General features: G+C 49.0%; 11 protein-coding genes. All 11 read left to right on the top strand.

Annotated elements, in window-relative coordinates; genetic code table 11:
* Nucleotides 1–47: 47 nt before the first annotated feature.
* The 11 genes from AK95_RS28705 to AK95_RS28655 all read left to right on the top strand — a co-directional run bounded on the left by AK95_RS28705 (nucleotide 48) and on the right by AK95_RS28655 (nucleotide 14826).
* Nucleotides 48–1004: an ABC transporter permease gene (locus AK95_RS28705; protein WP_071223319.1), complete on the top strand. Its 957-nt coding sequence runs from the start codon at nucleotides 48–50 to the stop codon at nucleotides 1002–1004.
* A gap of 12 nt (nucleotides 1005–1016) precedes the next feature.
* Nucleotides 1017–1913: a carbohydrate ABC transporter permease gene (locus tag AK95_RS28700; RefSeq protein ID WP_036663520.1), complete on the top strand. Its 897-nt coding sequence runs from the start codon at nucleotides 1017–1019 to the stop codon at nucleotides 1911–1913.
* A gap of 121 nt (nucleotides 1914–2034) precedes the next feature.
* Nucleotides 2035–3651: an ABC transporter substrate-binding protein gene (locus tag AK95_RS28695; RefSeq protein WP_071223318.1), complete on the top strand. Its 1617-nt coding sequence runs from the start codon at nucleotides 2035–2037 to the stop codon at nucleotides 3649–3651.
* A 29-nt stretch (nucleotides 3652–3680) separates the two neighbouring features.
* On the top strand, nucleotides 3681–6146 hold the full coding sequence (locus AK95_RS33700; protein WP_074961968.1) for a PfkB family carbohydrate kinase: 2466 nt from the start codon (nucleotides 3681–3683) through the stop codon (nucleotides 6144–6146).
* A gap of 26 nt (nucleotides 6147–6172) precedes the next feature.
* The gene (locus AK95_RS28685) at nucleotides 6173–8422 is read left to right on the top strand and encodes a GH32 C-terminal domain-containing protein (protein WP_481855867.1); all 2250 of its coding nucleotides are present in this window, start codon (nucleotides 6173–6175) and stop codon (nucleotides 8420–8422) included.
* An 82-nt stretch (nucleotides 8423–8504) separates the two neighbouring features.
* Nucleotides 8505–10160: a glycoside hydrolase family 172 protein gene (locus AK95_RS28680; protein ID WP_071223316.1), complete on the top strand. Its 1656-nt coding sequence runs from the start codon at nucleotides 8505–8507 to the stop codon at nucleotides 10158–10160.
* Between the two features lie 2 nt (nucleotides 10161–10162).
* A complete protein-coding gene (locus AK95_RS28675; protein ID WP_071223315.1) occupies nucleotides 10163–11587 on the top strand; it encodes a glycoside hydrolase family 32 protein in 1425 nt (474 codons plus the stop codon).
* Nucleotides 11588–11815: 228 nt separating this feature from the next.
* A complete protein-coding gene (locus tag AK95_RS28670; RefSeq protein WP_071223314.1) occupies nucleotides 11816–12475 on the top strand; it encodes a TetR/AcrR family transcriptional regulator in 660 nt (219 codons plus the stop codon).
* 2 nt (nucleotides 12476–12477) lie between these two features.
* The gene (locus AK95_RS28665) at nucleotides 12478–12846 is read left to right on the top strand and encodes a DUF4180 domain-containing protein (RefSeq protein WP_071223313.1); all 369 of its coding nucleotides are present in this window, start codon (nucleotides 12478–12480) and stop codon (nucleotides 12844–12846) included.
* Nucleotides 12847–12907: 61 nt separating this feature from the next.
* Complete coding sequence (locus AK95_RS28660; RefSeq protein ID WP_071223385.1) at nucleotides 12908–13558, top strand: formylglycine-generating enzyme family protein; 651 nt, start codon at nucleotides 12908–12910, stop codon at nucleotides 13556–13558.
* A 314-nt stretch (nucleotides 13559–13872) separates the two neighbouring features.
* Entirely contained in the window at nucleotides 13873–14826 is a 954-nt protein-coding gene (locus tag AK95_RS28655; protein WP_071223312.1) for a glycoside hydrolase family 43 protein, read from the top strand.
* The last annotated feature ends 101 nt before the right edge of the window (nucleotides 14827–14927 follow it).

Genomic DNA, 14927 nt, shown 5'->3' with positions numbered 1-14927 from the left:
ATTGGAAACGTTTCAATATCATACAATCATTTACGAAGAAAGGGAGTATGACGGTGATTTCACGAGATTCCGGGGGACAACAACCCCTGATCAAAGAAAATCGTAAAACTTGGAGTCGAGTCAAGCGCAACTATGAGCTGTATTTGTTCCTGCTGCCGATTATTCTGGTTTACCTCCTGTTCAAGTACTATCCGATGTACGGAGTACAAATTGCATTTAAGGATTTTTCACCGAGCCAGGGCATTTGGGGCAGTGAATGGGTGGGTTTCCAACATTTTATTGATTTTTTTAATTCTTATAACTTCTGGACCATCATGAAAAATACGCTAACACTCAGTTTTCTATCGCTTGTATTTAGCTTCCCGGCTCCAATTGTTATCGCAATCATGCTGAATCAGATGCTGGGCAAACGATACAAGAAATTTATCCAGACCGTCATTTATGCACCGCACTTTATTTCTACCGTTGTGCTCGTCGGTATGCTCCATGTTTTTTTATCGCCAAACAGCGGACTCGTGAACCTCATCATTACCTGGTTCGGTGGTGAACCCATTCTATTCATGGCTGACGAAGGATGGTTTCGTCCATTGTACATTTTGTCAGGCATATGGCAAGAGACCGGCTTCGCCACGATTATTTACCTGGCTGCGCTTGCCGGGGTCAATCCGGAACTGCATGAAGCCGCGATTATGGATGGAGCAAGTAAATGGAAGCGAGTATGGTACGTGGACATTCCCTCGATCTTGCCAACCATTGTCATTCTGCTGATTCTCGCACTCGGAAACGTCATGAGCATCGGTTTCGAGAAAGCATTTCTAATGCAAAGCGATCTGAACTACGCGACTTCCAATATTATTCCGACCTATGTATACGAATTGGGGATTCAGAAGGCCCAGTACAGCTTTTCTACGGCAGTCGGACTGTTTAACTCCGTCATCAATATCATCCTGATTGTCACCGTCAACCGGGTCGCCAAAAAATTAACGGAAACCAGTCTTTGGTAGGGGGGATTCACTTTGAACCAGTTATTGAAGAGAAAAAGCAGAGGAGACGCATGGTTCGACGCCATCAACTATTTCTTCTTGACCGTAGTAATGCTGATCGTATTATTTCCGCTGTATTTTGTGCTGATTGCTTCATTCAGTGATCCCAATCTCATCTATTCGGGGGAAGTATGGTTATTTCCTAAGGGCTTCACGCTCGACGGCTATGAACGAATATTCAATGACTCCTCCATTTGGATAGGGTATGCCAACTCCTTGCTATACGCGGGTATTGGAACCTTGATCGGAGTAGCAGTCACCGTGTTTGCTGCGTACCCGTTAGCCCGTAAGGATCTGGTTGGAAGACCTGTTATCATGTGGTTTTTATTAATCACCATGTTTTTTAGCGGCGGGTTGATCCCTACGTATTTGTTAATCAAGGATCTTCACATGCTGAACACGATCTGGGCACTTGTGATCCCCGGCGCCGGCGGCATCATGAATGTCATTATAGTAAGAACTTTTTTTCAGTCCTCCATCCCGGATGAAATGTGGGAAGCCGCTTCGATCGACGGTTGTTCCAACACCCGATTCTTCTGGAGCATTGTATTGCCTTTATCCAAGTCCATTATAGCCGTCATGGTGCTGTATCATGTCGTCGGCTTCTGGAACGGTTTCTTTGATGCTCTGATCTATTTGAACGACGAAAGTAAATATCCGCTGCAGCTGGTGCTTCGCAACATTCTCGTCCAGAATCAGGTAAACTCCGGCATGATGGTGGACGTGGAATCCTACGCGGCGAAGATGCGCGTAACGGAGCTGATCAAATACGGCGTTATCATCGTATCCAGTCTGCCGCTGCTGATTCTCTATCCTTTCTTGCAGAAGTACTTCGTCAAAGGCGTTATGATCGGCTCGATCAAAGGTTGATGAGGTCATGGTACTGAAGGGGGGGATGTGCAGCAGAATCTATATCTATATCCAGACCACTATACAGAAAGACAAGTAAGGTATCAAACTTGCGTAATGATCTTGAGGGAGGTTATGTACGATGAAATCTGTATTCAAAAGAGCGGGAATTCTTATGCTGGCCGGAGCTTTTGCGCTGAGTGGATGTTCAGGAGACGCCAAGAATCAGTCGGAAAGTCCTGATCAGGCTGCGAATTTTAACAAAACGGGTCTTCCGATTGTGAATGAACCGGTATCGTTAAAGATGGTATCCCCGAAAGCCGCATTGGCGCCGGAGTATTCGGAAATGGAAATTTTCAAGCGATTAGAAGCGGAAACGAACGTCAAGATCGAGTGGGAGAACATTCCGGACACCGACTTTGCAGAGAAGAAAAATTTGCTGCTGGCCAGCGGCAACTTACCGGATGCTTTTTACGGAGCCGGGCTTTCCGATTACGAGCTGGTTAATTACGGTGAAGACGGTACCATCCTCCCGCTGGAAGATTTAATTGATCAATATGCGCCTAATCTGAAAGCGCTCTTAGATCGCAGGCCGGACATCAAGTCCTCGATCACGGCACCGGATGGGCATATTTACGGGCTGCCTTCGTGGGAAGAGAACAACCTTGGAACCAACCCCTTCTTCCACGTCATCAACAAAAAATGGCTCGACAAACTGGGCCTGAAAATGCCGCAAACATTGGATGAATATACGGAAGCATTAGTTGCCTTTAAAACGCAGGATCCTAATGGTAACGGCAAGCCTGACGAAATTCCGTTAAGCTTTATGCACATGCAGTGGTGTATGGACATTGCTGGCATATTCGGAGCTTTCGGACTTCCGGATAACATGGAACATCGCATCGTCCGTGACGGTAAGGTGATTTTTACCGCTACGCAGCCTGAGTATAAGGAAGCTTTGAAATATTTTCATGAAAAATGGTATAAGCAGGGCTTGATTGATCCTGAATCGTTCACCCAGGACGCAGCTCAGTATCTGGCCAAAGGGAAAACAACAGTCGAAACACTCGGCTCCTATATCTGGTGGGAAGTCGATGAGGTGGTCGGACCGGAGCGAAGCAAGGATTATGCTTTACTGTCCCCTCTCAAAGGCCCGAACGGAGATCAATTGATCGGTCGCGGCAACGGTGGCGGTCCAGGACGCGGCGCTTTCGTGATTACAAAAGAGAACAAGAATCCGGAAATTACAATGCGTTGGATCGATCAGCAGTATGAGCCCTACATGGCTGCTCAAATCCACTGGGGTCCACTGGATATCGTATTCGAGAAGGACGAGAATGGGAAATTGGTAAACCTGCCGCTTCCTGAGGGAACTTCCGCAGGCGAATTCCGTCAAAAAGTGGCTCCAGGCGCTGGAGGACCAGGTGTTATTACCATCGAAGATTTGGGAAAAGTCGTTGATCTGGAGCCTAGAGCCCAGCAGCGCGTTAAAGACTTAGAGAAATATTATGATCCTTATATGGAAAAGGAAAACTACCCGAGTATCTTTTTTGAGCCGGAGGAGCTGGACAAAATCAATCGAATTGAGCCTGAATTGATTAAATATGTCAATACCCAACGAGGAAAATTCATTGTGGATGGCGGCGTCGATGAGCAGTGGGACAGCTATGTGAAGACGCTGGAGAAGATGGGCTTAAACGAATTGATGGAGATCTATCAAAATGGGCTCGATCGTTATAACGCAAATCTAAATAGATAAAATAATCAAACGACAGGTGGGGAGAAACTGTGCTTGATGTTATAGCCATTGGGGAATTATTGATAGATTTTACTCAGGCAGGGCGCTCAGACGGGGGCAACGAGCAGTTAGAATGCAATCCCGGAGGGGCTCCCGCTAACGTAGCAGCCGCGCTATCCCGTTTAGGATCCAGAGCTGCACTAATCAGCAAGGTTGGTAGGGATCATTTCGGTTCATTGCTGCATAACACGTTGATTAGCTGCGGTGTCGACGTGAGCGCGCTTTCGTTTACGGATGAAGCCCAAACAACGCTGGCATTTGTCCATTTGGATGACAGCGGAGACCGATCATTCAGCTTTTACCGCCAGCCGGGAGCGGATACCTTGTTGCGATCAGAGGATGTCCCACTCGACAAAATTGGGAACTGCCAGGTGCTGCACTTTGGTTCATTGTCGATGACCCATGAGCCGGCACGTTCAGCAACAAGAACGGCAGTCGTTAAGGCCCAGGAGGCCGGAGCTCTGCTTTCATTCGATCCGAACATCCGGTTTTCGTTATGGGAGAGTAAGGAGGAAGCGAAGCAGAATATCCTGTGGGGTATGAAGCATACCGATATTTTGAAAATATCTGAGGAAGAGCTTTGCTTTATCACGGGTATAACCGATGTCGAGAAAGGCTCGCTCATGCTACAGCAACAATTCGGCATCGCCTTCATTGTTGTTACGTTAGCCGAGCAAGGCTGCTATTACCGGTTGGCTGCTCATGAAGGTTATGTCCCGGGTTTCCAAGTGAAGGCAATCGATACAACGGGAGCCGGCGACGCTTTTCTAGGCTGCTTATTATATCAAATACTGGAATGCAAAATTCCTCTGAATCAATTAGAAAAACAACAAATCTTCAGCATATTGACTTTTGCCAATGCTGGCGGTGCGTTAGTGACAACACGGAAAGGGGCTCTTCAGTCAATGCCGACAATAGATGAAATCAATCAGATCATGGAGTCAAATAAAGAGATGGATGAGAGATTTAGACCGGGAATTCATTTTTCCCCTCCATCCCATTGGATGAACGATCCGAACGGATTAGTCTATTTCGAGGGAGAGTATCATCTGTTTTATCAACACCATCCCTTTAGTAATCAATGGGGGCCGATGCACTGGGGCCATGCCATAACTCAGGATCTGATCCATTGGCAGCATGAGCCTATCGCTCTGTACCCGGACGAGCATGGTGCCATTTTTTCCGGTTGCTGTGTCGTTGACTTTAATAACAGCAGCGGATTTTTTGCGGGGACCCGTGGATTGGTTGCGATTTTTACCCATGCGGACACATGTCCAGAGACCGGGCAGCCACGCCAGCGGCAAAGCTTAGCTTACAGCAGCGATAAAGGCAGAACCTGGCACAAATATGAGGGGAACCCGGTTCTTACCGAGCCTGATCTGGTGGACTTCCGGGACCCGAAAGTGTTCTGGCATGCACAGAGTGAGCGGTGGGTGATGGCGATCGTCGCGGGAGACCATGTTCGGTTTTATGGGTCAGAAAACTTGCGTGATTGGTTGCTTACGGGGGAATTCGGTCATGAGGAAGGCTCACATGATGGTGTTTGGGAATGCCCGGATCTCTTTGAATTGCCGATCGATGACAGCGGGCGTTCTAAATGGGTGCTTGTCATCAGCATTGGGGATAACCCGTCCTATCCGGAAGGATCACGCACGCAATATTTTATCGGAGAGTTTGACGGAAATACATTCATCAACGATAATTCGCCTGATCATATCATGTGGCTGGACTATGGTCGGGACAACTATGCAGGGGTCACCTGGTCGGATATACCTAAGCAAGACGGACGGCGAGTGATCATCGGATGGATGAGCAACTGGAAATATGCCAACGAGACGCCTACCGGCGCCTGGAGAGGCGCAATGACGCTGCCGCGCGTATTGTCTTTGGCCAATCGGGATGAGGGGATCGTGCTAACTCAAATGCCTGTCGTGGAAATCGAGCAACTGCGGAAAGAGTCGAGGAACTGGAATATACTCACGGTCACGCCTGATTCCCCTTACATGCTGAAGACGAAGGAGGACTTGCTTGAGATTGAAGCGAACATCGATATTCGATCCGCTGGCGAGGTTCAGATCAAAATACAGTCGTCCGGGCAGAGCGAAACGATCATCGGATATAATCCTGAGAGCCAATGGCTATTCATCGACCGTTCCAAATCAGGCATGACGGATTTTCACGCGTCGTTTGCGTGTAAGCATGGCGCCAGATTGGTTCCGGATAACGGGAAAATCAAGCTGCGTATCTGGCAGGATCGCAATGCAGTTGAAGTGTATGCGAATGAAGGCCTGGTTGTTCTCACGGATCAAATTTTCCCCGATGCCCCGGTTAATGAGATTTCCATAAGTACGGAATCAGGGCAGGTTGTGCTGAACTCGCTCCATGTCCATGCACTTCAGTCTATTCATGCTTCCAATAACAACATGGAACAGACATTGAGGAGGGATGAAGCGTGAGCCAGACATCCGGAAATCAGGGCCTGATGATGTATTGGCCCTTCGATGAAGGAACCGGAGCCATTGCTGTGGAGAGTTTATCTCAAGTACGGGATGATATTCAGTACGTGCTTAATCAAGCTGAGTTTACGGAATCCCGGAATCCGCAGTGGAGACCGGGGGTCATGGGAAACGGGCTGTTGTTCGATGGTTACTCGACATACATTTCCCATCGGGTTAAAGAGGGAGAAGTGAACCGAAAGACAGAATATCGATCGGAACTGAGTATCGGAGTATGGGTAGCTCCCCGTTCCTATGAATGGGGGTTTGAAGGTAAGCTGTCAGCCATCGTGAACCGCTACAACTTGGATCGAAAGCAGGGGTATCTGCTGGGCATGTTTCGTCATGGTTCCTGGTCCTTTCAAGTCGGGCTGGAAGGTGGAGAATGGAAGGAGCTTTGGTCTCCGGACGGCCTTGAACTGCCTAAAAACAAATGGTCTTATGTAAATGCTGTGTTCGACGGGAATCAAGGGGAAATGAAATTGTACTTAAACGGCAGCGAAATTGTTTCGGCTGAGCTGCCTAGAAATTCCCGTTTGGCGGAAGCGGTAGGCACGGAATTACTCATTGGCAAAAATAATCACAGCAGCAAATGGGCAGGCGTGTTTAGCCTACATATGTTTACCGGTATCATGGATGAACTCAAGATTTATAATCGCGCTTTGAGCGCGGAGGAGATATCCGAAATTTATCGGGAAGTGTTGAATAATGCCTGCGGAGGAGTCCATCCACAATTAGCATATGATGAGATCAAGCTGGATCGGACGCCTTTGCTTATGGATCGACACAGACCGCAGTATCATGCCAGCCCGCCTGCGCATTGGATGAACGAACCCCACGCGCCGATCTATTTTGATGGCCAATACCACCTATTCTATCAGCATAACCCTCTTGGACCCTTTTTTTATCACATTCATTGGGGACATTGGGTAAGTGAGGACCTGGTGCATTGGCGTGATCTTCCTGTGGCATTAGCCCCTGAAAAAGATCAGCTCGCACCGGATGGGATTTGGTCGGGAAGCGCGACCTACGATGCAGACGGCCTGCCTGTCTTGTTCTTCACGGCGGGCAATGACAGTGCTTCGCCGAATCAGAGCGTGGCGCTTGCACGAAGTACTTATACCCGGGATGGAGATCCGGATTTGGTTCATTGGGTCAAGCATCCGGTACCGTTGATTGTACAGAATAAGGGCATGGGCAAATTCGGCGATTTCCGGGATCCGTTCGTGTGGAAGGACGAGGACGGATGGTATGCTTTGGTCGGATCCGGGATTGAAGGCGAAGGTGGAGCAGCTCTGGCTTTTGCGTCTCAGGATATGCTGAATTGGACTTACAAAGGGCAATTGTTTAAAGCGGATGTTCAGAAGTTTCCTTATCTAGGCCCCATCTGGGAGCTTCCCGTGCTTCTTTCCCTTGGCAGCGACAAACAGGGAGTGGACAAGCATCTTTTACTGGTCAGCCCTGTGGGACAGGGAGCGGATGTTGAGGTATTCTATTGGATCGGACAGCTTGACAAGCAAAGTCTATCCTTTACACCGGATCAAGAGGAACCGCAATTGATTGATGTTGGTGATTTTCATTTTACCGGTCCGAGCGGAATGGTTGATCCGAAGACGGGCAGAAAGATCATATTTACAATAGCCCAAGGCGACCGGACGCTCGAACTGGAATATCGATCGGGTTGGGCTCACAACGCCGGTTTGCCGCTCAGCGTGTACTTGAGGGAGGATGGACGGCTGGGGATTGAGCCGATTCAGGAGCTTCAATCGCTGCGCGGCTCCAGAAGGCTATCGCTCCGGGACCAATCAATGGCTGAGGCTAATCAACGGCTTCAGGATGTTCAAGGAGATATGCTTGAGATCCAATTGGAAATGGAACCGGGCAGCGCCCAACAATTCGGAATCAAGATCCGGCGTACGCCGGACGGAGAAGAGGAGACCCTGTTGTTTTATGATATGAACCACTCCACGTTCTCTGTCGACCGAACAAAAACGACGCTTCACCCGGGAGAAAGGTGCGGAGGAATTCAGGGCGGCAGGTTGGATCTCTTAGGGGAAAATCTAAAGCTGCACATTTATTTGGACCGCTCCATGGTCGAAGCCTATGCCAACGGGTTGAAAAGCCTGACGACCCGCGTGTATCCGAGCCGTAAGGATGCTTTGGGACTTGAGATTTGGGGAGACGGTGAACTAGTGGTTAAATCATTGGATATATGGGATATGCAGGCCATTTGGTAAGGTGAGCGCTTAGGCGCTCCTTAGTATTTGGGCAAAGGGACAGATGACCAAGAAATCATGCAGGTACAAAGGAGAGACTAACATGAATCAAGCTGGGCAGGTTTATACGTATCAAGACCTCGTAAAGCGATTATATGATCTGGAAGCTCTGGCTGTACCACCGCAGGCCGGTGAGAAATCGGGGTGTTTCTCAAGCTTTGACCGGAGCTCCATTTATAATGCCGAGACAGGCTTATACGAGAATTGGGGCGCCAATGATGACGGAGGAGGCTTCATTCGCAAGGAAGGGGACAGCATTGTCGCCATGGAACTGGATGGTCCCGGCGTCATCTGGAGATTCTGGTCCGCGCTTCCCGAGGATGGACATATCCGGATTTATATTGATCATGCCGATACCCCCGTGATTGATCAGCCCTTCCGGGATTATTTTGAAAAATTCAATCAGGAAGGGCCGCCATCCAATTTTCCGAATCTGTCTCCTATTTTGTCCCGCGGAAGAAACTGCTTTATCCCCATCCCGTTTCAAAGACACTGCAAGGTGCTGCTGGATAAAGGTTGGGGCGCTTATTATCACATAACTTACACCACCTTCCCTGCTGAGGTCCAACTGCCGTCCTTCAACGGTAGGATCGACAAGAAATCGGCTATTGCACTGGCTGAAGCAGACCGGATTTTACAGCAAAGGGGGATGCACTCGTTTATGAAAACTGAAGAGTTCTCTGCCGAAAGCGTTACGGTATCCGTACCTGCAGGCGGCAAAGGGTTGCTTTTGAATAAACAAGGGGCCGGTGCTATTTCCATGATCCGGATGAGGACAGACATTGGACGAAAAAGCGAAGAACAGCAGCGCATCATGGCTAGGCAATTAGCTATCTCGATGAAATGGGACAATGAAGAAACCCCATCCGTATGGGCTCCGCTGGGTGATTTTTTTGGCAGGGCGCCCGGGATCAAGCCGTACCGCTCTCTGCCCCTCGGCATGAATGAACATGAAATGTACAGTTATTGGTACTTGCCATTCTCGGAAGGGGCTAGGATTGAAATTGAAAATGACGGTACGGAGGCATGCGAGATTTCGGCTGAGATTTGGTATACTCCTATATCCAAGTCTCATGCGGAGAACCTCCTGCGTTTTCATTCCAAATGGCATCGGGATGATTATCTGGATTTGGATACGGAGCGCTTCAAGGAAGACGGAGATCGCTGGCCGGATTGGCCTCTGCTGCTGACGAAAGGCCGGGGAAGGTTCTGCGGCGTTCATCTGCATGTGTACAATACCTGGGAGAAGCCGGATGAGGAAGCCGAAACCTGGTGGTACGGACTTTGGGATCGAAAAACGATCGACTGGTGGTGGGGAGAAGGAGACGAGAAGTTTTTTGTGGATGGCGAATCCTTTCCGTCGACGTTCGGAACGGGCAGCGAGGATTATATTGGCTATGCCTGGGCGGCCGAGCCGCCTTTCCCGATGTTTGACAGTGCTTTCGCCAGCCAGCCGTTCATCGAACTGGATGCGAACGGACATACCTCAGTCAACCGATTTCATATTTGCGACAACGTTCCCTTCATGAACTCCTTTGAGGGATTTATTGAGAAATACAAGGGGAATCATTGGAGCGCCAATAACCAATGTGTGTATGCCGCCACCGTTTATTGGTATCAGGAGCGGGGCACAAGCGATGCGTACATGCCCGTTTCCTTAGATGAACGATTAAGCCACTTAAACCATCGGGAGGGATGAAGATGAAGGAGTTTTTCTATCGGCCGGAGAACGCCTGGGTAGGGGATGTAATTCCCTATTATGAAGACGGGGAGTTTAAGCTGTTCTACCTGCACGGTTGGCGGGATAATTATCGAGAGGGCCTTGATCACGGCTGGTATCTTGTTGGAACGAAGGATTTCGTCAACTATCGGGAAGAAGGAGCCTGCAAGATTGAAGGCGGTACTGGTCACATTCTGAAAGTGGACGGCATCTACCATATGTTCTATTGTATATTCCCTGAATGCAAGCAGTTGGTTTGCCATGCAATCAGTAGGGATTTCAAGACTTGGGAGGCGATCCCTGAGGATACCTTTGCTGCTGACGACAGCATTTATGAACTTTCTGATTGGCGCGACCCCTTCGTATTTTGGAATGAGGAGGAAGGTCAATACTGGATGTTGCTCGCAGCCATGGCGAAAGGGCCGACCAATCGAAAAGGATGCACGGCGCTGCTGTCTTCCAAAGATCTTAAAACTTGGGAGTATCGCGAGCCTCTGTACGCGCCAAATCTGCACGTGGGAGCACACGAATGCCCCGATTTGTTCCGGATCGGGGATTGGTGGTATTTGATCTACTCTTCTTATACGGGAAGATTTGCAACATTTTATCGAATGAGCCGTAGCCTGAATGGCCCTTGGATTACTCCAAAGGAAGATACATTCGACGGACGAGCCTTCTATGCGGCGAAATCCGCCTCAGATGGGCGAAAACGCTATCTTTTCGGGTGGAACCCAACGAAAAACGACGATTTATTTGGTTGGAATCCACCGAACTCCCGAGGCAAGGATTACAATACTTGGGATTGGGGCGGGAACCTGATCGTGCATGAAATCGTGCAGCGTCCGGATGGTACCCTTAGTGTCAAAGTGCCTGAAACAGTCGATGCTGCATTTAAAGAACCGGTGCCCGTGAGTTTTAACCGCGTTGAGGGAGCGTGGATCGATTCAGATCGCTCGCTCTCCTGCGAGACACCGTATGGGTTTGCTGGCTGCACGACCCGGGAGGATCTCCCAGATCAATGCAAGATATCCGCGCGTGTTTCATTCTCCGAGCATACACAAGGACTTGGGTTCATGCTGCGAACAGAAGACTCCTTGGATACGGCCTATTATGTCACGCTCGAACCGCAACGAAATCGCCTTACCTTCCGGGGGGCGATTATGCAGTCGGAAGAGGGAGGGAAGACGTTCCCTTATGAGGTAGAGCTGGAACGTCCGATTGAGCTTATTTCCGATCGTCCTTACGAAATCAAAGTGTTTATGGACGGATCGATTTGCGAAATTTACTTAAATGATGAAGTTGCGATGAGTGCGAGAATGTACAATATCCCTCGGGGCAAGCTTGGTTTGTTTGTCAGTCAGGGCAGTGCTCAATTCAGCGATGTAAAAATCAAGACCAGAGGATAAGATTCCCTAATGAAACAACCAAAAGAAAACCCCAGTCTTTGAAAAAGACCGGGGTTTTTGCATTGGATACATTCATAATCTACTGGATTACAAGAGGATTGGTGAGAACCGGTTGCTTCACCGAATCGCTTTCGGGAGAAATTTGACAATATGTGCCATCCTTGTGTACACTCTATTTATTCCGACTGTTCAGTATAAATAAAATACAAAGATACAGGTGAAGAAATCATGCCCAAATTAGGAATGGGACCGAAGCGCAGGGCAGAGGTCATTAATGCCACGTTAACCTGCATCAGCATGTATGGGATTGACGGGATGACGCTGGATAAGGTTGCCGATCATGCGAACTGTTCCAAGGGAGTTGTCACATATTATTTCAAGAACAAGGATCATCTGACGATCGAAGCCTTCAAATCGTTCTTGGCGTACTATGGACTGAAGATCGAATCAGGCATTGAGCATACGATGACACCGGGTGAAATGATGGATCTTACCCTGAAGTTTATACTTCCCCCGCTCAGCGATGACGCGGATCGCACGATTAATGTGTCGCAGCTGGACGGGGTCGACAAGATGTATATTCCGCTTGCGGATCAAGCCAAGCTCTTTGTCCAGTTTTACTCAAAGGCCATGCTGGATCGCAATTTGCAGGAAGTTGTATCGAAGAGCTACGAGACGGATCTCCAAGGCATCGCCAAGATCATGGATTATGGTAATCGGGCGGGACAGATGTCCGTTGAGGATCCACAAAGTGCTGCCTATGGTGTGCTGGCGATGGCTATAGGTCTGAGTTTTTTTCGAGTGGCTAACGTTCCGCCAGCCAACGGCGACGACAATCGGTACATATGTGAGGATTATGTGAGAAGACTTACCAAAACAGGAGGGTGACTATGAATATAGAGAAGATTGAAACAGATGGAGGAACGATAGCGGTTGTTAGCAGTAATGAAATATTAATTGAGGATGTTCAGTCTGCATTGGATCTTATAGCAACCGTGCAATATGAAACGGGCAGCCATCGTATGGTAATGAATCAATCGATATTCAGTCAAGCCTTCTTCGATTTGAAGACCCGCCTTGCAGGTGAAATCCTTCAGAAGTATATCAATTATCATGTGAAGGTTGCGATCATCGGTGATTTTTCTGTGTACCCGAGCCAAAGCTTGCAAGATTTCATATATGAATGCAATAAGGGGAACGACTTCTTTTTCTTGCCGACTGAACAGCAAGGGATTGAACGGTTAAGCAGGGTGAACTAAGAGATGAAAACCGGGAGGAAGATCATTGTCAGCACCTGGATTTAATCCAAAAGAATACCCGATGGTGAGCATTCCAGCAGGCGAAATTCAATTAAGGGACGACCGTATCCAATCTTCGTGGGCGGTTGAAGTGAACGCTTTTCAGCTTGCACCGGTTCCTGTTACAGAGGCTTTATATTACTCGCTCATGCCACAGTCAACCAGATTCACTGAGGTCATGCAGGCTCCGGTCGTCAATGTATCATGGAATGATGCGATTCACTTCTGTAATGTGCTATCTCTACACTCAGGTCTGGACGAATGTTATTCGGTCATGAAGGATGGTGAGTGTGTTATATGTAACTGGGAGGCGGATGGATACCGCCTTCCGACGGAAGCGGAATGGCAATATGCGTGCAGAGCCGGGAGTGATGGCTATCGTTACGGAGAACTTGATGACATCGCTTGGTATGAAGGGAATTCCGGGGGAGCCCTGCATGAGGTAGGCACAAAGCGTCCGAATGCGTGGGGCCTTTACGATATGCTCGGAAATGTGTGGGAGTGGTGCTGGGATGTATACGATCCGGATGTATACGGCTCGTACAGAGTATTCCGCGGCGGAAGCTGGGCGGAAGAGGCCAGGGGCTGCGGGGCGACATGCCGCCGCCGAAGCCATCCGACGTTTCGGATTGAGGATCTCGGGTTTCGTTTGGCAAGATCGATTTCACGATAAAGCTGATCCTTCGGGACCAGCTTTTTTTTGATCGTGCAGCACCTAGCGAATTTCCAATAAACGCATCGAAACGCCGTCAATTTTCTCCAGATGGTAATAGATGCTAGGCCATCAATACTTCACTACAACTAGACATGTCATATAATCTAACGCGATGAATATTCGTTAAATTGCGTATAGACAAGGCTGGAAGACATCAGTAAGATTGGGTTTAACTTTTCGCGGGAGGTGTGGGGAGCTAAAGGGAGTCAAGGGTTGAATGGCGTAGTGTTGATCAAAAACCAGGAAATTCAAGGGATAAGGGGGATAAGAAGATGGTGCATGGACCAACATTCAACAATCCGATTGTAGAGCAAGCAGCCGATCCTTGGGTATGGAAGCATACGGACGGATATTATTACTTTATGTCGACGAGACGCGGATATCTGGAGCTGACGCAATCTGCTACCTTAACAGGCCTTGCGGAGGGCCGCAAGAAAACGATCTGGACTCCGGAAGCCGGCGGACGTCATAGTCATAACCTGTGGGCGCCGGAAATTCATTATGTGGACAACAAATGGTACATTTATTTCACGGCAAATGATGGGGGAGGCGACGAGTCGCGGCAAATATGCGTGCTGGAGAACGGGGAGCCTGATCCGATGGAAGGCGAGTGGGAATGGAAAGGTGCGCTGCCGACTCCCGTCCCCGGCCTGGATGGTACGGTTATGTCCATAGGGGATCAGCTTTATTTCCTGTATGCCGGGTACGGTCACTTCCCGGATTATGGGTCTGCTATATACATCATGCGCATGACAAACCCTTGGAGATTGACGGGAGATCATGTATTACTTACTGCCCCGACCCTATCCTGGGAAAAACAAGGCGGAATGGCCATTAACGAAGGACCTGTCGTCCTTCAGCGAAACGGCCGCATCTTCCTGGTATACTCGGCCAGCACCACCTGGTCTGAGGATTATGCGCTGGGGATGCTCACGATGGATGAAACTGCGGATCCGATGGACCCGCTTTCCTGGACTAAGTCCATGGAGCCTGTATTTTGCAAAAGCGTGGAAAACGGGGTGTATGCTACCGGCCATAACAGCTTCACGCAATCTCCGGATGGCAAGGAGGACTGGATTGTCTACCATGCGCTTCCAGCGCCTGGAGTAGATACGGTCTTGCGATCAACCCGCATCCAGAAATTCGGCTGGAAGCCGGATGGAACTCCGGATTTCGGCGTACCCGCCGGCGAGTCTGAGGCTCTGGCCAAACCGTCCGGTGAATAATGTATGCGGATTCATAACAAGATCCAAGAGTAGATGATAGTGGCAAGGGGCGGTAAATGCTGCAAGGGTGTAAGTGAATATTCATAGAATTCGATAAACCC

The organism is Paenibacillus sp. LC231, assembly GCF_001860525.1.
GTDB lineage: Bacteria > Bacillota > Bacilli > Paenibacillales > Paenibacillaceae > Paenibacillus_AQ.
Note: the sequence above shows the minus strand (reverse complement) of the source record. Positions and strands in the feature narration are given on the sequence as shown.